This is a genomic window from Thioalkalivibrio sp. ALE17 (assembly GCF_000425605.1).
GTDB lineage: Bacteria > Pseudomonadota > Gammaproteobacteria > Ectothiorhodospirales > Ectothiorhodospiraceae > Thioalkalivibrio.
In genome coordinates, this window is sequence record NZ_AUDT01000012.1 from 112,880 (window position 1) to 135,784 (window position 22,905).

18 protein-coding genes are annotated in these 22,905 nt (G+C 68.4%); 10 read left to right on the top strand and 8 right to left on the bottom strand.

Features of this window, described 5'->3' with window-relative positions; translation table 11 throughout:
* The first annotated feature begins 65 nt into the window (after positions 1–65).
* Both H609_RS14245 and H609_RS0109005 read left to right on the top strand, forming a co-directional pair.
* Positions 66–212: a hypothetical protein gene (locus tag H609_RS14245; RefSeq protein WP_018866467.1), complete on the top strand. Its 147-nt coding sequence runs from the start codon at positions 66–68 to the stop codon at positions 210–212.
* A gap of 96 nt (positions 213–308) precedes the next feature.
* Positions 309–779, top strand: a complete 471-nt coding sequence (locus H609_RS0109005; protein ID WP_017941517.1) for a DsrE/DsrF/DrsH-like family protein — start codon at positions 309–311, stop codon at positions 777–779.
* A gap of 381 nt (positions 780–1,160) precedes the next feature.
* Here H609_RS0109005 and H609_RS0109010 read toward each other — a convergent pair whose 3' ends face one another.
* From H609_RS0109010 to hisI, 5 genes are all read right to left on the bottom strand, one after another.
* On the bottom strand, positions 1,161–2,963 hold the full coding sequence (locus H609_RS0109010) for a long-chain fatty acid--CoA ligase (RefSeq protein ID WP_028484788.1): 1,803 nt from the start codon (positions 2,961–2,963) through the stop codon (positions 1,161–1,163).
* A gap of 81 nt (positions 2,964–3,044) precedes the next feature.
* Entirely contained in the window at positions 3,045–4,148 is a 1,104-nt protein-coding gene (locus H609_RS0109015) for a nickel/cobalt transporter (protein ID WP_051075164.1), read from the bottom strand.
* Positions 4,149–4,219: 71 nt separating this feature from the next.
* Positions 4,220–4,855 (bottom strand): DUF1007 family protein, encoded by a 636-nt coding sequence (locus H609_RS0109020; protein WP_018876162.1) that lies wholly within the window; start codon positions 4,853–4,855, stop codon positions 4,220–4,222.
* Positions 4,856–4,860: 5 nt separating this feature from the next.
* Positions 4,861–6,270, bottom strand: a complete 1,410-nt coding sequence (cysS, locus tag H609_RS0109025) for a cysteine--tRNA ligase (RefSeq protein WP_028484789.1) — start codon at positions 6,268–6,270, stop codon at positions 4,861–4,863.
* Positions 6,270–6,710 (bottom strand): phosphoribosyl-AMP cyclohydrolase, encoded by a 441-nt coding sequence (gene hisI / locus H609_RS0109030; RefSeq protein ID WP_018876164.1) that lies wholly within the window; start codon positions 6,708–6,710, stop codon positions 6,270–6,272. Before hisI ends, cysS begins: the two co-directional genes overlap by 1 nt.
* A gap of 215 nt (positions 6,711–6,925) precedes the next feature.
* Here hisI and H609_RS0109035 point away from each other — a divergent pair, with 215 nt between their 5' ends.
* The 5 genes from H609_RS0109035 (at position 6,926) to H609_RS0109055 (ending at position 15,251) form a co-directional block, all read left to right on the top strand.
* The gene (locus H609_RS0109035) at positions 6,926–9,013 is read left to right on the top strand and encodes a PAS domain S-box protein (protein WP_028484790.1); all 2,088 of its coding nucleotides are present in this window, start codon (positions 6,926–6,928) and stop codon (positions 9,011–9,013) included.
* On the top strand, positions 9,010–9,444 hold the full coding sequence (locus H609_RS0109040) for a response regulator (protein WP_018866475.1): 435 nt from the start codon (positions 9,010–9,012) through the stop codon (positions 9,442–9,444). Before H609_RS0109035 ends, H609_RS0109040 begins: the two co-directional genes overlap by 4 nt.
* Positions 9,445–9,472: 28 nt before the next feature.
* A complete protein-coding gene (locus H609_RS0109045) occupies positions 9,473–13,378 on the top strand; it encodes an EAL domain-containing protein (protein WP_028484791.1) in 3,906 nt (1,301 codons plus the stop codon).
* Between the two features lie 84 nt (positions 13,379–13,462).
* Positions 13,463–14,443: a M14 family metallopeptidase gene (locus H609_RS0109050; RefSeq protein ID WP_018880763.1), complete on the top strand. Its 981-nt coding sequence runs from the start codon at positions 13,463–13,465 to the stop codon at positions 14,441–14,443.
* 22 nt (positions 14,444–14,465) lie between these two features.
* The gene (locus H609_RS0109055; RefSeq protein WP_028484792.1) at positions 14,466–15,251 is read left to right on the top strand and encodes a sulfite exporter TauE/SafE family protein; all 786 of its coding nucleotides are present in this window, start codon (positions 14,466–14,468) and stop codon (positions 15,249–15,251) included.
* A gap of 28 nt (positions 15,252–15,279) precedes the next feature.
* Here the strand turns inward: H609_RS0109055 and H609_RS0109060 are convergent, their stop codons facing one another.
* From H609_RS0109060 to motA, 3 genes are read right to left on the bottom strand one after another with little or no spacing between them, the layout of a single operon-like run.
* The gene (locus H609_RS0109060; protein WP_028484793.1) at positions 15,280–16,374 is read right to left on the bottom strand and encodes a GTP-binding protein; all 1,095 of its coding nucleotides are present in this window, start codon (positions 16,372–16,374) and stop codon (positions 15,280–15,282) included.
* Position 16,375: 1 nt separating this feature from the next.
* Positions 16,376–17,308 carry a flagellar motor protein MotB gene (gene motB, locus H609_RS0109065; protein WP_018866480.1) on the bottom strand — a complete coding sequence of 311 codons (933 nt, stop codon included), beginning with the start codon at positions 17,306–17,308 and terminating at the stop codon, positions 16,376–16,378.
* Between the two features lie 19 nt (positions 17,309–17,327).
* A complete protein-coding gene (gene motA, locus H609_RS0109070; protein ID WP_018876171.1) occupies positions 17,328–18,179 on the bottom strand; it encodes a flagellar motor stator protein MotA in 852 nt (283 codons plus the stop codon).
* A 110-nt stretch (positions 18,180–18,289) separates the two neighbouring features.
* Between motA and H609_RS0109075 the strand changes: the two genes are divergently transcribed.
* The 3 genes from H609_RS0109075 to H609_RS0109085 form a co-directional block, all read left to right on the top strand.
* Entirely contained in the window at positions 18,290–19,669 is a 1,380-nt protein-coding gene (locus H609_RS0109075) for an HDOD domain-containing protein (protein WP_028484794.1), read from the top strand.
* Positions 19,670–19,850: 181 nt separating this feature from the next.
* Positions 19,851–21,422, top strand: a complete 1,572-nt coding sequence (locus H609_RS0109080; RefSeq protein ID WP_028484795.1) for a PAS domain-containing methyl-accepting chemotaxis protein — start codon at positions 19,851–19,853, stop codon at positions 21,420–21,422.
* Between the two features lie 537 nt (positions 21,423–21,959).
* On the top strand, positions 21,960–22,905 hold a 946-nt coding region (locus H609_RS0109085), incomplete at its 3' end, for an IS481 family transposase (RefSeq protein WP_081659424.1).

Sequence of the window (22,905 nt, forward strand, 5' to 3'; positions counted from 1 at the left end):
CCCCAAAGCCGGCACAGGCCGGGGGGCGGCTATATTAGCCGTAGATGTTGTGCAGGAGGAGCACGATGACCATACTGGCGTGGCTCATGTTTGCGCTGGCCATGATTCTGGTCCCAATCTCGGTATGGGCCAGCATGGCGGCGCTGGGGGTTTGTGCCGGATGTGCACTGATCCGTGACTGGCGCAGGGGGCGCCAGGCGTCGGGGCAGTGAGCCGGTCGGCCCACGGGCTTTTAACCAACCGGGGACGGGTCGCGCAGGGGGCTGTGGCGGATCCGGTTCCTGATACCACTGGAGGAGAGAGTAGAAATGAGTGATCAAAAGAAGATGGCCATCATTGCCACCAAGGGCAGCCTGGACTGGGGTTATCCCCCGTTCATCCTGGCCTCCACCGCGGCTGCCCTGGGCTATGACTGCGAGGTGTTCTTCACCTTCTATGGCCTGCAACTGCTGCGCAAGAAGCTGGATCTGCAGGTGACCTCGCTGGGCAACCCGGGCATGCCCATGCCGATGCCCATGCCGGTGATGCTGCAGGCCCTGCCGGGCATGCAGAAGATGATGACCGTGATGATGAAGAAGAAGATGGCGGCCAAGGGCGTCTCTGATCTGGGCGACCTGCGCGAGCTGTGCCTGGAGGCCGAGGTGCGCATGATTGCCTGCCAGATGACGGTGGACCTGTTCGACATGGACACCAGCGAATTCATCGACGGCGTGGAATACGCCGGGGCCGCGGCGTTCTTCGAGTTCGCCGGCGAGTCCGACATCTGCCTGTTCATCTGAACCGGCGGCGCGCCTGGCGCGCCCTCAAGGCCCCGCGGCCCCGGCTGCGGGGCCTTTTTCGTTTTCGAGCTTCATGCCGCAGCTGAAAGGACATTTTCAGCACGAAGCGCACGAAGGCACGAAGCAGGGCCAGGGCGATTGAACCACAGAGAGCACTGAGAACACTGCAGTTGTTCGGGTGCTCAGGGCGCGTTGATCACAGCGAACCGTATCGCGGCCGGTTCGCCCTATAGGATGGACGCGCTTGGCTGGGATCATCGGCATCCTGCCCACCCAGGAAGGGATTTCTCTGTGCCCTCTGTGTCCTCCGTGGTAGAAACGCTTTTGACCTTGACCTTCTTCGTGCCTTCGTGCGCTTCGTGGTGAATATATAAAGGGATCCTAGTCGTGGCCGGCGTACATGGCCTCGATGGCGTCGGCGTAGTGCTGGGAGATGACCGGGCGCTTGAGCTTCATGGTCGGGGTCAGCATGCCGTTGTCCACCGACCAGGGTTCATGCACTACGTGCACGTGGCGGATCTTGGCGTAGCCGGGGAAGTCGCGCAGCTGGTATTGAATCCGCTGGAGCAGGGCGCGCTCGGCGGAGCGCGGCAGGCGGCCGGCGGTGCCGGGGTCGAGGTCGTGGTCCTCGGCGAAGGTGGCCCAGGCCTCGGGCTCGGGGACAACCAGGGCGGTCAGGAAGGCGTGGCTGTCCCCCACGACCATGACCTGGTCGAACAGGGCGTCCAGGGCGATGGCCATTTCCATATCCGCCGGCGGGACCTTCTCGCCGTTGGTGAGCACGAGGATGTCCTTCAGTCGCCCGGTTATAAAAATGTGCCCATCGTCGTCGATCCGGGCTTGGTCGCCGCTGTGCAGCCAGCGATCCTCGTCGATCGTGCTGGCGGTAGCCTCCTCGTTCTTCCAGTAGCCGAGCATCACGCAGCTGGAACGGGTGAGCAGTTCGTCCATCTCGCCGATCTTGACCTCAATGCCGGGCAGCGGCTTGCCGATGGAGGCGGGCAGGTTGTCGTCCGGGGTATTCACGCTGACCACCGGGCTGGATTCGGTCATGCCATAGCCGTGCAGCACCGGCAGGCCGAGACCGATGAAGAACCGGGCGATCGGCGGCGGCAGGGGCGCGCCGCCGCAGACCGCGAAGCGCAGCTTGCCGCCCAGGCGGTCCAGGACCTTGTGCGCGACGAGGCGCTCCAGCAGCGGCCACAGGAGGAAGCCAGGTGACCAGGACGCGCGCCCTTGCTGATATTCGAAGCGGCGCCAGCCGATGGCCACGGTGGCCTTGAACAGCCCGCGACCCAGCGCGGATTTCTGTTTCAGGCCGGCCTGGATGCGGCCATGTACGCGTTCGTAGATGCGCGGAACCGAGATCAGCACGGTCGGCTGGACCGACATCAGGTCTTCGCCCAGCCCCTGGATGGAGCGGGCGAACGCGACCTCGGCACCGATCAGCATCGGCATGTAGTAGCCGCCGGTGCGCTCTAGCATGTGCGACAGCGGCAGAAAGGACAGGAAGCGGTCGGCATCCGACAGCGGGCCGGCAGTCGCGGAGGCGCAGGCGTTGTCGAGGATGTTGCGGTGCGACAGCATCACGCCCTTGGGCCGGCCGGTGGTGCCGGAGGTGAACACAATGGTGGCCAGGGCCAGCGGGTCGAGGTCCGGGCGGTGTACACGCTCGGGTTCGCCGCGCTCCAGCCAGGTCTCGAGGTCCATCACCCGCTCGTCTTCGGGTTGGCCTTCGGTGTGGCCCAGGCAGACGATGCGCTTGAGCGAGGGCATGTTCGCGAAGTGTTCGGACAGGCGGCGACTGTGCGCGCTCTCGCCCAGCAGGAGCAGGCGCGCCTGGGTCTGGCCGATGATGTAGGCGACGTTGTCCGGGCGGTCATCGGTGTACAGCGGGACGGTGATCAGCCCCAGTTCGGTGGCGGCCTGGTCGAAGGCGACCCACTCGCGCGAGTTGCCGAGCATCAGCGCGACGCGTTCGCCGGGCTTGAAGCCCTCGCGCGCCAGCGCTGCCTGCCAGCGATCGACCATCGCGGCCATCTCGCTCCAGGTCGTCTGCTTCCAGGTCTCGTCGGCGGCGCTGAAGTGACGATAGGCCGGCGCATCCGGGCTCATGGACACGCGGGTGCGGAACAGCGCGGGCAGGGTCGGGGCCTGTTCCGGGGTGATGGTGGTCGACGGCATGGCGTCCTCGCAAGCGGGGTTCGGTTGTCCCGGACGTTAGAGGACGCCTGCGCCTGGGGCAAGTCCCGGCCCATTCGGCCGCTAGCGCACCCCTAAAGGATGGGCGACGGGCTGGTAGGCGATGGCACCCAGCACCAGGCTGAGACCGATCAGGGCGATCACGCCGCCACCGGCCATTCCCAGGGCCGGGCCGATGTAGGTCAGCCGGCCCATGCGGGTGGGGCCCAGCCAGCGCCGGGTCCAGTCGCGTGCCGAAACGGCGAGGGTCGCCAGCACCGAGACGGTGGCGGCGGTCCCCAGGGACATCGCCAGTACGGCGGCGACGCCGGCCCAGGCCAGTCCCAAAGCGGCGGAGACCGCCATGATCAGCACGGCGCCGGAACAGGGGCGGATGCCGACCGCCAGCACGGTACCCCACCAGGTGCCGCGGTGGTTGGGGTCCACGTGGTGCGGGGTCCCGCAGCCGCAGTGGGCGTCATGTCCATGGGTGTGGCCATGCTCGTGGTCGTGTCCATGGACGGGCGCGACCCGATGCGCGCGCTGCAGCCGCCACGCGTGACGCAGGGCGCGCGCCATCAGCCACAGCCCGAGCAGCGCCACCAGGGCGAAGCTGGCGATCTCCAGGGTGCGCACCTGGCCCAGGGTATCCCGCGCCAGCCAGCCGAACAGGCCGATCAGCACGCCGACCAGTACGATGGCGGTGACGCCCTGTGCCAGCGCCGAGACGGTGGACAGCAGGATGCCGCGGCGCAGGTTCTGCGGCTGGGTCAGCAGGTAGGCGCTGATGACCGCCTTGCCGTGGCCAGGGCCGGCGGCATGGAAGATCCCGTACAGCAGGCTGACCAGGATCAGCGCCCCGGCGGTGTGTGCGGTGGGGCCGTCGCGCAGGGCGTGCAGGCCTTCGGTCAGGCTGCGGTGGAGCTGCCGCTGGGTCTGGAGCATCCAGCCGGTCAGCCGTTCCAGGGGGCCGGGCGGTTCGGCCAGCGGGGCCGGGGCGTCGAGGCGGTCCGGGGGCGGCGGCGCCGCGCGCTCGGCGGGCGCCTCGGTGGGGGCACCCAGTGGATGACCGGTCGCGGCCTGTGCGAGGCCCGGACCGCCGAACAGCAGGCACAGCGCGAGCAGCATCAGCAGGCCCGGGAGGGCGGGCTGCAGTGGGTTCCGGATTCGATGCGTTACCTGGTGCATGGCGTTACTGTATAACACACGAGCCATCGGGTGGTGTGTGCGCGCCGTCCGGTTGTGAAGCGGCATCCCCCTCAGTCGCATTCCAGCGTGGCGGTCTCCGCGAAGTGGCGTCCGAGGTTGTCGACCGGGCTGCGATCCTGGCGTTCCAGGGTCGCGGCGTAGCGGATCAGCTGCGGGTCGGGCCGCGGTTCGTCGATCGTCACCGCGCAGCCGGGCCGGTTCTCTACGAAGACGATGTCCTCCGGGTCGTGAAGGATCTCGATCCAGTACTCGGGATCGAACACGCGGTAGCTGAAGCGGTCCCCGGCCGTGATGTCGAGGCCCTCCAGCGGCAGCTCGAAGCGCAGGTGCAGGCGGCGGTCCTCCAGGGTCAGACGGGCGTTGCGCGCCGGCGGGACGTCCAGGTCGCGCTCGCCGGCGCTCAGTTCGGTGAAGTAGTCATGCCCGGCCAGGTTCTCGCGCATCCGTTGGGCGGCGTGCTCCAGGGCCGTGTCAATGTCGGTGTCCCCGTCGAGCTGGCCGGTCAGGTCCTCCAGCAGCATGTGGCTGTAGGTGGGGTCGATGCGCCAGGACTGCTCCATGCGTAGCAGCTCGCCGGCCTCGTTGAAGACCAGTCCCACGCGCAGGTCGATCCAGGCATGCGGGTGGGCGAGCACCCCGGTGGGCAGCAGGCCCAGGATCAGCACGAACCAGGGGCGGATACGCATCGGCTTCAGGTGGCGCGCTGCCAGCGCGTGCCGTCGGGGGTGTCCTCGAGCTCGATGCCGCGGGCCGTCAGTTCGTCGCGGATGGCATCGGCGGTCGCGAAATCCCGGTTCTTGCGGGCCGCCTGGCGCGCGGCGATGCGTTCCTCCACCCAGGCGGCGAGCTCGTCGTCGCCGGAATCGCCCTGAAACCAGACGCCCGGGTCCTGCTGCAGCAGGCCCAGCAGGCCGGCCCCGGCCAGCAGTTCGCCCTTGCGCCGGGCGCGTTCGGCGTCGTCGCCGGCCGCGGCCAGGGCATCGCTCATGCGGTGCAGCGCGGTGATCGCGGCGGGGGTGTTCAGATCGTCCAGCAGCGCCGCGAACACCGGGGTGTCGGCGGCGGCGACCGGGGCGGGTTCGATGCCGGCGGCGTCGCGCAGCACGCGGTACAGCCCGTTCAGGCTGTTGCGCGACTGGGTCAGGGTCTCTTCCGAGAAGTTCAGCGGCGCACGGTAGTGGCGCGACAGCAGTGCCAGGCGCAGGACCTCGCCGGGGTAGTGCTGCAGCAGGTCATGCAGCAGCTGGAAGTTGCCCAGAGACTTGGACATCTTCTCGCCGTCGATGGTCAGGTGGCCGTTGTGCACCCAGTAGCGGGCGTAGTGCGTGCCGTGTTCGTGGCAGCCCTCGGCCGCGCAGCCCTGGGCGATCTCGTTTTCGTGGTGCGGGAATACTAGATCGTGGCCGCCGCCGTGGATGTCGATCATGGGCCCCAGGTGGCTGCGGATCATCGCGGTGCATTCCAGGTGCCAGCCGGGTCGGCCGTTGCCCCAGGGGCTGTCCCAACCGGGCTCGCCCGCGGCAGCCGGCTTCCACAGCACGAAGTCGCCGGGGTGGCGCTTGTAGTCGGCGACCTCGACCCGGGCCCCGGCCTGCATGTCGTCCAGCGAGCGTCCGGACAGCGCCCCGTACTCCGGGTAGGAGGTCACGTCGAACAGCACGTGATCCTCGGCGACATAGGCGTGGCCGCGGTCGATCAGGCGCTGGATCAGCTCGATCATCGGCTGGATGTGCTCGGTCGCGCGCGGCTCCAGGGTGGGCTCCAGCGTGCCCAGCTCGGCGATGTCCTCGTGGAAGGCGCGGGTGAAGCGTTCGGTCAGGGCGGCAATCGGCTCGCCGTTGTCGGCGGCGGCCTTGTTGATCTTGTCGTCGACGTCGGTGATGTTGCGCGCGTAGACCACGTGGTCCGGACCGTAGAGTTCGCGCAGCAAGCGGAACAGCACGTCGAACACCACCACCGGGCGCCCGTTGCCGATGTGCACCCGGTTGTACACGGTGGGGCCGCAGACGTAGAGGGTCACCCGCTCCGGGTCCTGCGGCACGAAGGCTTCGTCGTGCCCGCCCAGGGTGTTGTGCAGGGTGAGGGTCCGGGGCTCGCTCATTATTCGGTGTTTCCCTTGCCGTACAGCGTCTCCGGCGCGATCTCGGGGTCGCTGGTGACCACGACACTGTCGTTCTCGACCTGCAGGTAGAAGCAGCTGCGACGTCCGGTGTGGCAGGCCGGCCCGGTCTGGTCGACCTTCAGCAGCAGGGTGTCGCCGTCGCAGTCCAGGTGCAGGGAGTGCAGTTGCTGGACCTGGCCCGACTGCTCGCCCTTGCGCCACAGTGCCTGGCGCGAGCGTGAGTAGTAGCACACGCGCCCCGTGGCCAGGGTCTCGTTCAGGGCCTCGCGGTTCATCCACGCCAGCATCAGGACCTCGCCGGTGTCGTGCTGCTGGGCGATCGCGGGGATCAGGCCATCGGCATTGAGCTTCAGGCGGTCCAGGACGTCGGAGATCGGGTGGCGTTCGCCACGGGGTTCGCTTTCGAGTTGCTTGAACATCGCTGCGTCCGCTTGCGGGAGCGGCGAAGAATAGCATTTTCCCCGGGGCTCCCGAAGCCCGGGCAGGGGCGCGGTGGGTACGGGCCTTGCGCGGCGGCCCCGGGTGGTCGATGCTCGAGGCAGGCGGATCTCCACGGCAACTGGGAGGCTAGATGGAGCAAGACAGGCAGAGGGCACGCAGGCCCAGCGCGGGGCGGACCGCGGCCATTATCGCCGTGGTGTATCTGGTCTTCGGGCTGGCATGGATCGGGCTGTCCGACCGCGCCCTGCTGCTGATGGTCGACGATGTGGCCTTGCTGGCGCAGTTGCAGACCCTGAAGGGATGGGGCTACGTGACGGTCACCGCCGCGGGCCTGTTCCTGCTGGTGTATTACCCGCTGCGGGCGCGCGACCGCGCCTCGCGCGAGGCGCGCCGGCTGACCGCGATTGTCGAGCGTTCGCCGGTGGTCGCGATTGAATGGGCGACCACGCCCGGCTGGCCGGTCACTTTCGTGTCACCGAACATCGCCCGCTGGGGCATCGATCGCCATGCCCTGCTGCAGGGCGACGTGAATTACGCCGAGCTGATTCACCCCGAAGACATCGACCGCATCGTGGCGGAGGTGGCCGCGCATATGGAGCACGGCCCGGATCGCTATACCCAGCTCTACCGCCTGCGCAGCGGCGGGGGTAACTGGCTCTGGGTGGAAGACCGGACCTGGCTGACTCGCGACGAGGCCGGGCGGGTGACACGCATCCACGGCCTGCTGCTGGATGTGACCGAGCGCCTGCGCGCCGAACGGGACCTGCGTGACTCGGAGACCCGCTTCCGCGCGATCTTCGACAACGTGCAGGAGGCGATCCTGCTGCAGGACCTGGATACCGAGGCCCTGATCGGGGTGAATGCCGCCGCCGAGCGAATGTACGGCTACAGCCGGGCCGAACTGCTCGCCTGCAGTGTGGATGACCTGAGCGCGGACGAAGGCGGCTACGACGTACAGCGGCAGAAGGCGCTGATGGAGCGCGCCCGGCGCGGGGAACAACTGGTCTTCGAGTGGCGGGCGCGCCACCGCGACGGCCACGGCTTCTGGGTGGAGGCCAACCTGCAGGCGACCGAGATCGCCGGCGAAAGGCTGCTGCTGGTCACCCTGCGCAACATCGAGGCGCGCAAGCAGGCCGAGTTGGCGCTGGCGCGTCAGGTGGATCGACTGAGCCAGGCGGAACGCCACGCGGGGCTGGGCAGCTGGGAGTTCATGCTGGAGACCCGCGAGCTGTGGTGGTCGGATCGGCTGTATGCCCTGCTCGGGTGCGATGCCCGTTATGGCACCCCGACGCTGGAGGCCTTCGCCCGGGATTTCTTCGATCTCGACTCGGCGGACGGGAAGAGCTTTTCCGATGCCATGGAAACGCTGATCGCCGGCGGGCACCCCGGGCCGCGACGGCTGTTGCTGAAGGCACGGCCGGAGGTTCGCGCGGAGGCGTGGTTCAGCATCACCATGGAGGCCCCGCTCGAGCGCGCCGACGGCATGCACTACGTGCAGGGCACGGTGCTGGAGGTAACCGAGCTCAAGCGCCAGGAACTGGAACTGCGCGACCTCAATGCCACCCTGGAGCAGCGGGTGACGGAGCGCACCGCGGCTCTGCAGGCCCTGAACCAGGAACTGGAATCGTTCTCCTACGCGGTGTCGCACGACCTGAAGGCCCCGCTGCGCGGGATCGAGGGCTACAGCCAGCTGCTGGAGGCGGACTACGGCGAGCAGCTGGAGGGCGAGGGGCAAACGTTCGTGCGCAACATCCGCCAGGGCGTGGCGCAGATGAACGAGTTGATCTCCGACCTGCTGGCCTATTCACGTATGGAGCGCCGGCCGCTGGAGGAACGCGAGGTCCATGTGCGCGCGCTGGTGGAGGAGGTGCTCGAGTCGGTGGACCCGAAGCTGCGCAGCCGCGCCGAGGTGACCCTGGAGATCGATCCCGATCTGGTGCTCCAGAGCGACCCCGATGGCGTTGCGCTGATCCTGCGCAATCTGCTGGAAAATGCCTTCAAGTTCAGTGCCGAGCGCGAGACACCGCAGGTGACGGTGCAGGCCGAATCCCGTAGCGCTACACTCGGGATCTCGGTACAGGATAACGGGATCGGCTTTGACATGGCGTTTCAGGATCGCATCTTCGATATCTTCCAGCGCCTGAACCGCGCCGAGGCCTACCCGGGAACCGGCGTCGGCCTTGCACTCGTGCGGCGAGCGGTCAACCGCCTGGGCGGGGAGATCCGCGCCGAGGGTACGCCGGGCGTGGGCGCCCGCTTCCACGTGGAGTTCCCGCGATGAGCACGGCCGCGCGTCAACCGTCCATCCTGGTGGTCGAGGACAACCCGGTGGATATCGACCTGATGCGGCGCGCCTTCGAGCGGCGCAACCTCACCAACCCCCTGGAGATCGCGCGCGATGGAGTGGAGGCCCTGGCGTTCCTCGAGTGCTGGGAGCGGGGCGAACTGGCGCTGCCGGCGGTGATCCTGCTGGATATCAAGCTGCCCAAGGTGGACGGGCTGGAGGTGCTGCGCCGGATCCGCGAACACGAGCGTTTCCGCCGCATTCCGGTGGTCATGCTGACCTCCTCCAGCGAGGATCGCGACATCGCGACCGCCTACGACTGCGGGGCCAATTCCTACATCGTCAAGCCGGTGGACTTCGCCAAGTTTGTCGATGTCGCCGAGCAGGTGGAGCTGTACTGGTGCCTGCTCAATCACCCGCCGAGTTGAACCTGCGGCTGCCCCCGAAAGAGACCTGATGCGAATCCTGCTCGTGGAAGACAACCCGGCGGATGCCGATCTGCAGCGCCGGGTGCTGGAGCGCGAGGTGCCGGGTGCCGAGGTGCACCTGGCGGCGTCGCTGGCCGAGGCCCGGGGCGCGCTGGCCGGCGCTGCGGGATTCGACTGTGTGGTGGAGGACTTGCGCCTGCCGGACGGGAGCGGCCTCGAACTGATCGGCGAGCTGCAGGCCGCCGGGCGCGACGAGGCGGTGCTGGTGCTGACGGGCCACGGCGAACAGGAGACCGTGGTCGCGGCTTTCCGGGCCGGTGCCGACGACTACCTGACCAAGTCCGATGACTACCTGGAGCGTCTGCCGGCGCGCGTGGTCGATGCCCGTGCTCGCCGGGAACTGAGCGTGGCCAACGGGCACGAGCCGCTGCGGGTGCTGTATGCCGAGCATAATGCCTTCGATGTGGGGCTGACGCGCCGCGAGCTCGCGCATACCGCCCCCCACATCCAGCTGGAGACGGTGCACACCGCGGAGGAGGCCCTGGCGGCGCTGACGCCGGATGCAACCGGCGCTGTCGGCTTCGACCTGCTGCTGGTGGACTACCGCCTGCCGGGGGTCGACGGCCTGGAACTGGCACGGCTGGTGCGCGAGGAACGCGGGCTGGATCTGCCGACGATCCTGGTGACCGGGCAGGGCACCGAGGACCTGGCGGCCCGTGCCCTGCGCATGGGCGTGGACGACTACGCGGTCAAGCGCGAGGGGTATCTGAAGATGCTCCCGGTACTGCTGGACCAGGTCCATGCGCGCGCCCGCCTGCGCCGGGAACAGGCCGCCCTGGCAGCCTCCGAGCGCCGGTACCGCGAGGTGATCGAGCGCGCCGGCGACATCGTCTTCGAGACCGATGCCGCCGGTTGCTGGCGCTTCCTGAATCCCGCCTGGACGGCGATCACCGGTCATGCGGTGGAGTCCGCGATCGGCGAAGAGATGCTGTCCTTCATGCCGCTGGAGGATCGCGCGATGGCGGCGCGGCTGCTGGCGCGTGCGGCGGAGTCCGACGACGGGCGGCTGGAGACGGAGATCCGCCTGCGCGCGGCGGATGGTTCCCTTTGCTGGCTGGAACTGCGGGGTCAGGCCAACCTGGATGCCGAGGGGCGGCCGACCGGACTGTCCGGCAGTCTGGTGGACGTGACCCGGCGGGTTCTGGACCAGCGGATCCAGGAGGTCCGTGCGAGTGTGCTCGGGCGTCTGGCCACCGGCGAGCGCGACCCGCGCCTGCTGGAGGATGTGGTCAAGGGTCTGGAGGCGCTGGCGCCGGGGCTGCACGGTTGCATCATGCTGCTGGATGGCGACACCCGGGAGCTGCACGGTGTGGCGGCTCCGCGCGTGCCGGATCCGTTGCGCAGCGCCACCCGCCGTATCCGTGCCGAACAGGGCCAGGGTTCCTGCGGCGAGGCCGCCTGGAGCGGCGAGCCGGTGATCATCGAGGACTGTAGCGCCCACCCCAACTGGGTCGGGTTCTGCGATCTCGCGCATGGCGCGGGGTTCCGGGCCTGCTGGTCATTCCCCTTCCGCGATGCCGATGGCAGCGTCCTGGGTACGCTGGGGATCTACGTGGCGGCAGCGCGCGGACCGTATGCCGGCGAGCGCGTGCTGATCGACGAGTTCACCCAGATCGCCGGGCTGGCGGCCCAGAAGCTGCGCGTGTCGCAGGCGCTGGGCGAACGCGAGCGGGCGCTGCGCACGGCGGCCGAGCTGACCGTGGAGCTGCTGCGCGAGGACAACCCCGCGAGCGTAATCCACCGGTTGCTGGCCGAACTGGGGCAGGAGGCGCATGCCGATCGGGCCTACGTGCGGGTGGCCGAGCTGGACCATGCGGTGCGCGAGGCCCTGGATATCCATCGCTACTACTGGGTGCGCACGGACACTGATCAGGTAGTGCGGCCGCCGCCGCTGCGCAACCTGAGTCTGGAATCGGTCCTGCCGCGCTGGCACGAGATCCTGCAGGGCGGTGGTGCGGTCGAGGTGCTGACCCGGGAGCTGCCGGATGCGGAACGCGAGATCCTGGAGGCCGCGCAAAGCCAGGCGGCCCTGCTGGTCCCGCTGTACGTGGAGGGCGAATACCGCGGCTTCCTGGCCCTCGATCGGGTGCGGCGCGCGCAACGCTGGACCGCGGCGGACCAGAGTCTGGCGCGCATCGTTGCGTCCAGTCTGGGCGCCGCGCTGGAACGGCGTCAGGCCTTGCTGGGCCTGCGGCGCATGGCGGCGGTCTTCGAGAGTACCCGGGACGGGATCATCATCACCGACCTGACCCCGCGGATCATTGCGGTGAACCCGGCCTTCGTCGATATCACCGGCTTTTCCGAGGCGGAGGCGCTGGGGCGCAACCCGAGTTTCCTGCAGTCCGGGCGTCACGATGCGGCGTTCTTCCAGCGCATGTGGGACGCTCTCCATCATGAGGGGCACTGGCAGGGCGAGATCTGGAACCGCCGGCGCAACAGCGAGGTGGCGCCGCAATGGCTGAGCCTCAATACCGTCTACGACGAGCAGGGCCAGGCCCTGCACTACGCCGGGGTGCTGACGGATATGTCGGACTTGCGCCGCTCGGAGGAAGAGCTCCAGCACCTGGCCCGGCATGATGCGCTGACCGATCTGCCCAACCGTACGCAGCTGCAGGTAAACCTGGACCAGGCGCTGGAACGCGCCCGGGCCCACGGCTATCGCGTCGCGGTGCTGAATCTGGATCTCGACCGCTTCAAGAACGTCAACGACTCCATGGGCCACCCGGTCGGCGACCGGGTGCTGGTGGAGGTCGCGCGGCGGCTGCGCGAGGCGGTGGGGCCCTCCCATGCACTGGGCCGTCTGGGGGGCGACGAGTTCCTCATCGTGGCGGAGAATCCGGCCAGTGACGAGACCGTGGCCCGTTGTGCCCGCGACCTGCTGGCCAGCCTGGAGCGCCCGCTGGTCCTGGACGACGGCCGCTCGGTGTACCTGAACGCTAGCATTGGTATCAGTCTCTACCCCGAGCATGGCGCCTCGGTGACGGAACTGATCCAGCATGCCGATGCGGCCATGTACCAGGCCAAGGCTTCCGGGCGCCAGACCTGGAGCGTCTACACCCAGGCCCTGACCCGCGCGGCGGACGAACGCCTGGAACTCGAGAACCGCCTGCGGAAGGCCCTGGAGACCGAGAACGGCGAGCTTCGCCTGCACTTCCAGCCGCAAGTCCGCCTGGAGGATGGACAGCCCTTCGGCATGGAGGCGCTGCTGCGCTGGCAGCCGGAGGACGGGCCGATGATCCCGCCGGACCGGTTCATCCCGATCGCCGAGGACACCGGCCTGATCGTCGCGCTGGGCGAGTGGGTTTTGCGCGAGGCCTGCGACGCCGGCAAGCGTCTTCTGGATCTGGGGGCCGGGGATTTCAGTCTCGCGGTGAATCTGTCGCCGGTGCAGTTGCAGCGCGGCGATTTCGTGAACCGGGTGGCGGAGATCCTGGCGCTGACCGGCTTCCCCGCCGCGCAGCTGGAACTGGAGATCACCGAGACCGCGATCATGCAGCAGGGCGAGCAGGCGATCGCCCGGCTGGCGGCATTGAAGGAGCTGGGCGTGCGCCTGGCCATCGACGACTTCGGCACCGGGTATTCCTCGCTGGCCGCGCTGCGGACGTATCCGCTGGACGTGCTGAAGATCGACCGCAGCTTTGTCGACGGGGTCGCCAGCGAGAGCGCCGATCGCGAGATCGCCGCGACCATCATCGCCATGGGGCGCAACCTGAACATGCAGGTCATCGCCGAGGGCGTGGAGACCGCCGAGCAGGCCGCCTTCCTGCGCGAACGCGGTTGCGCCCTGGGGCAGGGATACCTCTACAGCCAGCCGCTGGAACTCGACGTGCTGCAGGGCTGGATGACCGAGCATGGTGCGCTGCCGGTGGACTGACGGCCTTCCCGTGGCGCCGGACGGATGGCTCCGGTAGCCTTTGCGCCGCAGGATATCCGTTACCCCTTGCCCGGAGTTTCCCCGATGGCCGATCCCTCCCGTCCCACTGCGCTGCGTTCGATCACCTTTCACGGGCTGGAGCCGGGGCCGCGCCTGATCGTACTGGGCGCGGTGCATGGCAACGAGACCTGCGGCACCCAGGCCGCCGAGCGGGTTCATGCCGAGCTGGAGGCGCGCGAGCGGGATCTGCTGCGTGGCAGCCTGACGCTGGTGCCGCGCACCAATCCGCTGGCCTATGACCTCGGGCAGCGCATGGGCGAGCGCAACCTGAACCGCAACCTGCGGGTGACCGAGGATCCGCAGGATTTCGAGGACCGCATCGCCAACGTGCTGTGTCCGCTGCTGGCGGCGCACGACGTGCTGCTGGACCTGCACTCGTTCCACACTGGCGGGCAGCCGTTCATCATGCTCGGCCCGCGCAATAACGAAGGCTCGCTGGAGGGCTTCGCGCAGGCGCGCGAGGAGGAGGCGCTGGCGGCCTGCCTGGGGCCGCGGCGCATGGTCGAGGGCTGGCTGGATACCTATGCCCGGGGCGTGGCGGCGCGGATGAAGAACCCGAACGCCAGCCACCGGGCGCAGATCCTGAGCACCGATCCCAGTTACGGGATCGGAACCACCGAGTACATGCGCAGCCAGGGCGGCTACGGCGTGACCCTGGAGTGCGGGCAGCACGATGACCCGCAGGCCCCGGTGGTGGCCTACAACGCGATCATCAACACCCTGGCGCATCTGGGCATGCTGCCGGCGCCGGCCACGCCGGGGCAGGCTGACCCGGAGGTCCTGCGTCTGGTCGAGGTGATCGACCGGGATCACCCCGAGGATCGGTTTGCGCGCGAGTGGAAGAGCTTCGACCCGCTGGAGGCGGGTGACCTGATCGGCGTGCGCGCCGACGGGACCGAGGTGCGGGCGCCGGAACCCGGGTTTATCGTGTTCCCCAACCCCAACTCGCTGCCGGGCAACGAGTGGTTCTATCGCGCCGAGTTCAGCGACCGCCGGGTGATCTGAGCCGCGCCTCCGCCCGCCCGGCATGGATCTCGCGCCCTCCGGTGTTGCGCTGCTGCTCCTGGCCGCCGGCTTTTTCGCCGGGTTGCTGAATGCCGTGGCCGGCGGTGGCAGCTTCCTGACCCTCCCGGCGCTGATGAGTGTGGGCGTCCCGCCGGTGGCCGCCAATGCCACCGGGACGGCGGCCCTGTTGCCCGGCTATCTGGCCAGCGTGCTGGCGGATCGGCACGGGCTGCGCGCCGCCTGGCGCGACCTCGGCCCGCGGCTGGCCGGGGGGCTGCTGCTGGCGGGCGTGCTCGGCGGGGCCGTTGGCGCGAGCGCCTTGCTGCTGACCGGAGACGCCGCTTTCCGTGTCCTGATCCCCTGGCTGCTGCTGGTCGCGACCTTGCTGTTTGCGCTGGGACCCTGGCTGCGGCGTCTGGCCGCGCGGCCGCATCCGGGGCCGCTGCGCGCCCTGGGGGCGGGGCTGGGCTGTGCCTATGGGGGTTATTTCAACGGCGGCGTCGGCATCCTGCTGCTGGCGATCCTGCGGGGCCAGGGCATCGCGGATCTGGCGCGGGCCAATGCCCTGAAGAATGTTCTGTCCTCGGTGCTGACGCTGATGGCGGTGGCCGTCTACATCGCGGGCGGGCAGGTGGTGGCGACCGGGCTGCTGGCGGTCGGGGCGGGCGCGATCCTGGGCGCGCGTATCGGGATCATCCTGGTGCGCCGGCTGCCCGAGTCGGGCTACCGCCAGGTGGTGACCCTGATCGGTGCTGCGGTTACCGCCCTGTTCTTCCTCGAACCCGCCTGGCTGCTGCCACGTCTGTAGGCGGCGGGGCGCGGCCAGCGGGTACCGATCAGCGACTTGGCGTGACGGCGGTTTCGAGGCGGCGGGCGAGGTCGTCCAGCGTGGCGGTCGCGGATTCCGGCAGGATGGCCTCGATGCGAGGGCGCAGCCGGGCCGCCGGGGCGGTCATCGGTTCCAGGGCGCCGTGGCCGTCCACCCGGTTAAGGCGGTGCCAGCCGCGGTCGGTCTCGACCAGGCCTTTCAGTCGATCACCGGTGAAATCCGCGACCAGGCCCGCGAGGGCGGCATGGTCGATGAGCTGTCCCTCGGGCAGCAGCCAGCTGCGGCCGATGTAGCCGTCACCGCGGGTGTCGATGGTGACCCACTCGTCGGCTGCATGGGCGGTGTCATCATGCCGGTGGTCGTGGTCGTGGTCGTGGTCGTGGTCGTGGTCGTGGTCGTGGTCGTGGTCGTGGTCGTGGTCGTGGTCGGCGTGCGCATCCGCGCTCGTGGACGCGAGAAAGTCGCGGGCCTCCGGGAACAGGGCGCCGCCCCGATCCAGTCGCGGGCGGTCCAGCCAGTCGCGTTCGATCCGGCCCTGCGTGGTCTCCACGACCAGCGGGCGTGGTGGCGGCATCGCCGCGACGAAGGCCTGCAACGCCTCGCGGTCCGCCTCGCTGTAGAGGTCGGCCTTGTTGGCCAGCAGCACGTCGGCCAGGGCGATCTGGTCGCGCCAGTTCGCGTGCTCCCGGTGGCGCGGCGAGGCCAGGTGGCGGGCATCCATCAGGGTGACGGTGGCGCGCAGGTCCAGTACGCCGGCGTAGGGCGGCTCGGTCAGGGTGCGGATGATCTGGGCCGGGTGGCCGAGTCCGGTGGGTTCGATCAGGATGCGGTCGGGGCGCTGGCTGCGGATCAGCCGGTTGAGCCCGACGGTGAACATCTGGGCGGAGACACAGCACAGGCAGCCGCCGGGGATCTCCTCCAGCGCCACGCCGGTATCGGCCAGCAGGCCGCCGTCCACCCCGATCTCGCCGAACTCGTTGACCAGCACGGCCCAGTGTTCGCCCTCCGGGCGCTGCGCGAGCAGGTGGCGGATGGCGGTGGTCTTGCCGACGCCGAGAAACCCGGTGATCAGGTTGAGCGGGATGTCGTGGTGCCGCTGCATGCTAGCCAGCTCCGTCGCCGGAGGCCTCCGGGTCGTCTTGGAGCGCCTCTGGGCCGCTCCCTTCGCTCTCGAGGCTGCGGTACATCGCCTCTTCCGCCTCCTGGTTCAGCACGATCAGGGTGATCCGCCGGTTGATCGCGGCTTCTGGGTCTTCGCGGTTAAAGGGTACGCTGGCGGCCAGCCCCACGACGCGGGCGATCTGGTCGGACTCGGTGCCGCCGGCGACCAGCGCGCGGCGGGCGGCGTTGGCGCGATCGGCCGAGAGCTCCCAGTTGGTGTAGTCCGGACGCAGCAGCGGGCGGGCGTCGGTGTGGCCGGTGATCGAGACGCGGTTGGGGACCTGATTGATCAAGCCGGCCAGCTCGCGCAGGATCGCGTCCGCGTGATCCAGCGGACGGGCGCTGGCGCTGTCGAACATCGGGCGGTTCTCGCGATCGATGATCTGGATGCGCAGGCCCTCGGGGGTGAGGTCCAGCAGCAGCTGGTCCTTGAAGGGCTCCAGCGCCTGGCTCTGGTCCAGGGCCTCCTCCAGCGCCTCCTGCAGGGTCTCCAGGGCCTCGCGGTCGCGCGCCTCGGCCAGCTCGTCGAGGGTTTCTTCATCGATCCCTGTCGGGGCCTCCATGGCCTCCGGGTCCTGGATGAGCTCCGGCATACCCTCGAAGTCGATGATTGATGGGTCCACGCCGGTTCCGTCGCCGGGCGCCTGGCCCGGCGCAGCGGCTTCGCCCACGAAGGCGGAGGGGTTCTGGAAGTACTCGGAGATCCCGGCGCGCTGGTCGTCGTCCAGCGCAACGAGCAGCCACATCACCAGGAAGAAGCCCATCATCGCGAGCGTGAAGTCGGCAAAGGCGATCTTCCACGCGCCGCCGTGGTGGCCGCCCTGGACCACCTTCTTCTTGACGATGATCGGCTGGGTCTTGTCTTCGACTCCCATGGTAGTGATCCGGTGGCCTTCAGGCCCCCTTCACGTACTCTTCCAGTTCGGAGAAGCTCGGGCGCATCGCGCTTTCCATGGTCTTGCGGCCGAACTCCACCGCGACCTGGGGGCTGTAGCCCTGGACATTGGCGAGAATGCAGGCCTTGATGCACTGCAGGAACTTGGCCTCCTCCTGGGCACGGGACTCGAGGGCGGTCGAGGTCGGCCCGGCAAAGCCGTAGGCCAGCAGAATCCCGAGGAACGAGCCGACCAGGGCAGCCGCCACGCTTGAGCCGATTTCCGCGATGGACCCGTCGAGTTTGCCCATTGTCATTACGATGCCCAGGACCGCCGCCACGATACCGAAGCCGGGGAGGGCCTCCGCCACACGGTGAACCGCGTGGGCCGGTTGGTGCGATTCCTCGTGGTGGGTCTCGAGGTCCAGGTCCATCAGGGCATCGAGCTCATGCGGGTTCATGCTGCCGGAGATGATCAGGCGCATGTAGTCGGTGATGAACTCCATCGCGTGGTGATCCTGCAGGATCCGGGGATGGGCCTTGAAGACCTCGCTTTCTTCCGGCTCCTCGATGTCGGCTTCCACCGCCATCAGGCCCTCTTTGCGGGCCTTGGTGAACAGCTTGTACATCATGGCCAGCAGGTCGAGATAGTCGTCCGACTTGTACTTGCTGCCCTTCATCAGGCTGGGGATGGACTTGAAGACGGTGAAGACGACGCGGGGCGGGTTGGCGATCAGAAATGCCCCGAGCGCCGCGCCCCCGATGATCCAGTACTCGTAGGGTTGCCACATGACCCGGAGGTCGCCGCCATGAAAGTAGTATCCACCGAAGACCGAAGAAAAAACGATGACGATACCCAGAAAATACTTCACGGACCGCGACCCCACATTTCTGAAGCGCCATGTCGGACAGGGTATCCGCCCGCATGCGTTGCTATAGTTGACGGGCTTTACGATAACGACTCCCCTGCGCGAGGTACAGCATGTCCCTGGACAAGGACGCGCCCTACATGGAAGAGGCCGCGCGCCTGGCGGCGCTGGAATGGCCGATTCTCGAAGCCAGCGATGCGGTGTTTGCGGACCCGGATGCCCTGGTGAATCGGTCCCTGCGCGAACTGGCGCGCTACGCCGAGCGCGATCCCGGCCTGAGCCTGCGCCTGGTGCGGCGGGCCAACGCCTCGCGTCGCGGTCTGCGCCAGGAGGTGCACTCGGTGGGCGACGCGATTTCCATGCTGGGCCTGGAGAACGTGCACCGGGAGGCGGCCGAGGCCCCGCGCGTCGCGGATGTGGTCACAAGACCCCAGGCCTATCGCGAGCTGGCGGCGCAGTCGCGGCTGGCGGCAATGATCGCAGGCGAGATTGCGCACAAGCGCCACGACACCGAGCCGGGCGAGGTGGCGCTGGCGGCCCTGCTGAACCAGCTGGGCCTGCTGGCGCTGCTGGTCGAGGGCGAGCCGCGCCTGGATCGGCTGCTGGAGATGCTGGAGCTCAGCGCCCTGCCGGACGAGGCCAGCTACGCCGCGCTGGGGTATGCGACGGACGACCTGTCGCGCGCCATGGCGGAGCAGATGGCCCTGCCGGAACTGGTACAGGGCACGCTGCGTGCGGTCAACGCGGCCCATCACCGGGCCTATGAGGTTATGGTCGCGAGCGCCGTGGCCTGGCAGGTCTTCCGCGGCATGGACACCGCGCGGGGCGATCGCGACCTTGGACTGCTGGCCGGTTTGATGGGGCTGACGGACAAGGAAGCCGCGGACCGCGTGGGCGCGGTCATCGAGCGTTTCAACGAGGATGTCGCCGTCTATCAGCGGCCGCCGCTGGACCCGCAGACCCCCGGTCGCGTCTGGCTGGGCGAGCGCTATCGTCCGCGCCTGGCCCTGATGCCGCGGGCCGACCTGCTGGAGACCGGGCTCCACGCCCTCGAACAGGAAACGAATCGCGAGGCCCGGATACGCCGGATGCTGCGAGTGATGCAGTTCGGCGTGGGGTTGAACCGGGTGGTATTCGCCCGTCTGTCCCGCGATGGGGAGAGTCTGCGCGCCGAGCATCTGGTCGGGACCCTGCACGAACCGGAGTTCAGCCACTTCGTGATCAATCGGTCCGCGCTCGGACCGCTGGGCCGGGTCCTGGAGGAGGACGCCGCCCAGTGGTGGGATCGCCGACGCATCCATGACGAGATGCCCGCGGCTGTCCGCCGCCTGACCGGCGGGGTGGACTGTCTGGTCGCCCGGCTGTGCGACGGCGACCGCGTGCTGGGCATGGTCTATGCCGACCGGCGCGCGCGGGATCTGGATCTGACCCCGGTGGCCTTCGAGGGGTTTCGCCGCGTGCTGGCGGCGGCCGCGCGTCCTGTCGGCTCCTGAGGGAAACACTGAGCGCTTCCCTGGGCCGGGTCGGTGGCTCAAGTCTTTCGCGGGGTGGTCGATACATGTACAGGGTCGTATATAGGCGATCATAATCCGCAGCATTCGAGAGGGGTTGGCCACGGCGTATGGCTGATCCCACGGGCCCGGAGCCCGTGGAACAAACAAAAGGACGTACGACATGCGCAAGAACCTCCCCGTCACCCAGACGGAGTATTCGATTGATCAGCACGGCGAGCTGATTTCCGCCACCGACGAGAAGGGGCGTATCCGCTATGCCAACAATGATTTCGTCGAGGTCAGCGGGTTCGACTGCGAGGAGCTGGAGGGGGCCGCCCACAACATCGTCCGCCACCCGGATATGCCCGAGGCCGCCTACGCGAACATGTGGGAGACCCTGAAGGCCGACCGCGCCTGGATGGGCGTCGTCAAGAACCGCCGCAAGAACGGGGATCACTACTGGGTGGACGCCTTCGTGACCCCCGCCTACGAGCACGGTCGCAAGACCGGCTACGAGTCGGTGCGCGCGATCCCCGAGCGCGAGCATGTCGCCCGTGCGGAGAAGGTGTATGCCGCGATCAACCGGGGCCGGAGCTTCGCTCGGCGCTGGTACCACGGCCTCACCTGCCGCCTCGCCGGGACCTGGATCGTCGGCTTCCTGCTGGCGCTGGCGGTGGTGTTTCTGGCGTCCTCGCCACTGGTGCAGGCGGGCCTGCTGGTAATGATCTTTGCCGCCGGTGGTATCGCGTCGCTGGCGTTCACATCGGGCATCCGCCAGGCCGTCAACCGCGCCCGGGAGCAGTTCGACAACCCGGTGATGGAGGCGATCTACACCGGGCGCCGAGACGACAGCGCCTCGCTGGAGCTGGTACAGCATTTCGGCGAGGCGAAGCTGCGCACCGTGCTGGGCCGGATCGAGGACAAGGCCGACGCGGTGAACGACGATGCCCATGCCATGGCCAGCAGCGTGGAGCAGACCGCCTCCGGCGTGGAGCGCCAGCAAAACGAGATCGACCAGGTCGCCACCGCGATGAACGAGATGACCTCGACCATCCAGGAGATGGCGAGCAATTCCGCGCGCGCGGCCGAGGCCGCCAACAACGCCGAGAAGGAGACCGGCGCCGGGCAGGATGTCGTGAACGGTACAGTGTCCGTGATCAATCGCATGGCGGCGGAGGTGGAATCCACCGCCGAGAAGCTGGGCAAGCTCGAGGCCAGCACCGAGGAGATCGACAAGATCCTGAGCGTGATCCGCGAGATCGCCGAGCAGACCAACCTGCTGGCGCTGAATGCCGCGATCGAGGCCGCGCGCGCCGGCGAGCACGGCCGCGGTTTCGCGGTGGTGGCCGACGAGGTGCGCTCGCTGTCGCAGCGCACCGACGAGTCCACCGTGACCATCCGCAACATGATCGAGACCCTGCAAAGTGGCGCGCGCGAGGCGATGTCCGCGATGCGGGCCAGTCAGGAGCAGGCCGCCGACGGGGTGGAAAAGGCGCAGGCGGCGGGCGACTCGCTGACCACGATCCGCGAGGCCGTGGCCCAGATCACCGAGATGAATACCCAGATCGCCACGGCCGTCGAGGAACAAAGCGCGGTCTCCGAGGAGATCAACCGCAACGTCACCTCCATCCGTGATGTGGCCAGCGAAACCGGATCGGTCTCGGTGCACGCGCGCGACGCCAGCGCCCGCATGCAGGCCGAGGCCGCCGAGCTGAAAGCGCTGATCCAGCGGTTTGAACAAAAGACTGGCTAGAATTTTACTTTTCCGGGTTGCGCCATTGAATATGCGCAATTACAATCTCGCCCACCTTGAGTAGCAGAGGTCTGTCAATGGACTGTTGTCGATGGATGCATGAACGTCGGGCCGGTGGCCGGTACGAGCGTGCATATCGTTGCCAGCGGGGTCCCGCCACCCGGTAATGCGGTGGTGTCTCCCCGGTGTCAGCGATATGCGTGACTCCGGGGGTGACAGAACGCCTTTCCCCTAACGCCCCTCGCGGGCGCCTCCCCAGCCCCGAAGCCTGTCCCTGCGCCCGCCCGTGTGCGCGGCGGTTGGGCTCCCATGCCATTCGATTTGTCCTGCCTCTGCCCGGATACCGGGCCGGTGCGTGCATTGCTGTGCGCGTAACGGATATGGATCACACCCATGAACACCCAGCAGGAGGCCGCCATGCCAGCGCCTGAAGACGACGACCCCGGGTCTAGCTGTGATCTCTCAATAGGTTGTCCACGGGACGACTCCGAAGGATGCTGAGTTTGCGGACCTAGCCATTCCAAAGGAGGACGCCCCGTGAACCTTCATCAAAATGCCTTAATGGGCCCCCGCGGTCGAGAGCGGATGGCTCGTCTGGTCGTGGATCACGGCCTGAGCCTTCGTGCAGCGGCCCGCGCCTTTGACGTGGATCCGAAGACCGTGCAGCGCTGGGTCCAGCGGTTCCTGGAGGCGGGCCGTTCGGGTCTTGCGGACCGCTCGTCCCGGCCGCGGAGCCAACCGCGGCGAACCCCGCGACGGATCCAGCGCCAGGTGGTCGCCTTGCGGCGGCAGCGCTGGACTATGGATCGGATCGCCGCCTTCACGGGGATCTCGAGGGCCAGCGTCAGCCGCATCCTGCGGCGCGAGGGCCTGAACCGCCTGAGCGCGCTGGAGCCGGTCGAACCGCCTCGGCGCTACGAGCACGAACACCCCGGCGATCTGCTCCACCTCGATATCAAGAAGCTGGCGCGCTTCCGTCACCCGGGCCACCGCGTGACCGGGGTTCGCGCCAAGGACTCCATCGGCGCGGGCTACGAGTACGTGCATGTGGCCATCGACGACCGCTCGCGCATCGCCTACAGCGAGATCCATCCCGCCGAGCGGGCCCGAGATGCGATCGCGCACCTGGAGGCGGCCGTGCGCTACTACGCCACCCTGGGGATCACCATCCGACGGGTCCTGACCGACAACGGACCCTGCTACCACGCCCGGGCGTTCAGCCAGGCCTGCCGCCGACTGGGCATCCGCCATCGCCGCACCCGGCCCTACACGCCGCGAACCAATGGCAAGGCCGAGCGCTTTATCCAGACCGCCCTGCGCGAGTGGGCCTACGCCTTCACCTACGCCACGTCAGAGGAGCGCAAACGCCATCTGCCCCGATGGATCCACGACTACAACTGGCACCGCCCACACGGTAGCCTGAACAAGCAGCCACCCATCAGCGTCCTCGGTCTACCTGAGGACAACCTTGTGAGACTCCACA

Excerpts from the sequence above, each read along its gene's own strand:
- H609_RS0109040 (WP_018866475.1), top strand. The coding sequence starts at position 9,010 with ATGAGCACGGCCGCGCGTCAACCGTCCATCCTGGTGGTCGAGGACAAC.
- cysS (WP_028484789.1), bottom strand. The coding sequence starts at position 6,270 with ATGAGCGAGCCCCGGACCCTCACCCTGCACAACACCCTGGGCGGGCAC.
- H609_RS14245 (WP_018866467.1), top strand. The coding sequence starts at position 66 with ATGACCATACTGGCGTGGCTCATGTTTGCGCTGGCCATGATTCTGGTC.
- H609_RS0109005 (WP_017941517.1), top strand. The coding sequence starts at position 309 with ATGAGTGATCAAAAGAAGATGGCCATCATTGCCACCAAGGGCAGCCTG.
- H609_RS0109075 (WP_028484794.1), top strand. The coding sequence starts at position 18,290 with ATGTCCCTGGACAAGGACGCGCCCTACATGGAAGAGGCCGCGCGCCTG.
- motB (WP_018866480.1), bottom strand. The coding sequence starts at position 17,308 with ATGGGAGTCGAAGACAAGACCCAGCCGATCATCGTCAAGAAGAAGGTG.
- H609_RS0109045 (WP_028484791.1), top strand. The coding sequence starts at position 9,473 with ATGCGAATCCTGCTCGTGGAAGACAACCCGGCGGATGCCGATCTGCAG.
- H609_RS0109015 (WP_051075164.1), bottom strand. The coding sequence starts at position 4,148 with ATGCACCAGGTAACGCATCGAATCCGGAACCCACTGCAGCCCGCCCTC.
- H609_RS0109050 (WP_018880763.1), top strand. The coding sequence starts at position 13,463 with ATGGCCGATCCCTCCCGTCCCACTGCGCTGCGTTCGATCACCTTTCAC.
- H609_RS0109060 (WP_028484793.1), bottom strand. The coding sequence starts at position 16,374 with ATGCAGCGGCACCACGACATCCCGCTCAACCTGATCACCGGGTTTCTC.
- H609_RS0109080 (WP_028484795.1), top strand. The coding sequence starts at position 19,851 with ATGCGCAAGAACCTCCCCGTCACCCAGACGGAGTATTCGATTGATCAG.
- H609_RS0109020 (WP_018876162.1), bottom strand. The coding sequence starts at position 4,855 with ATGCGTATCCGCCCCTGGTTCGTGCTGATCCTGGGCCTGCTGCCCACC.
- hisI (WP_018876164.1), bottom strand. The coding sequence starts at position 6,710 with ATGTTCAAGCAACTCGAAAGCGAACCCCGTGGCGAACGCCACCCGATC.
- H609_RS0109055 (WP_028484792.1), top strand. The coding sequence starts at position 14,466 with ATGGATCTCGCGCCCTCCGGTGTTGCGCTGCTGCTCCTGGCCGCCGGC.
- H609_RS0109010 (WP_028484788.1), bottom strand. The coding sequence starts at position 2,963 with ATGCCGTCGACCACCATCACCCCGGAACAGGCCCCGACCCTGCCCGCG.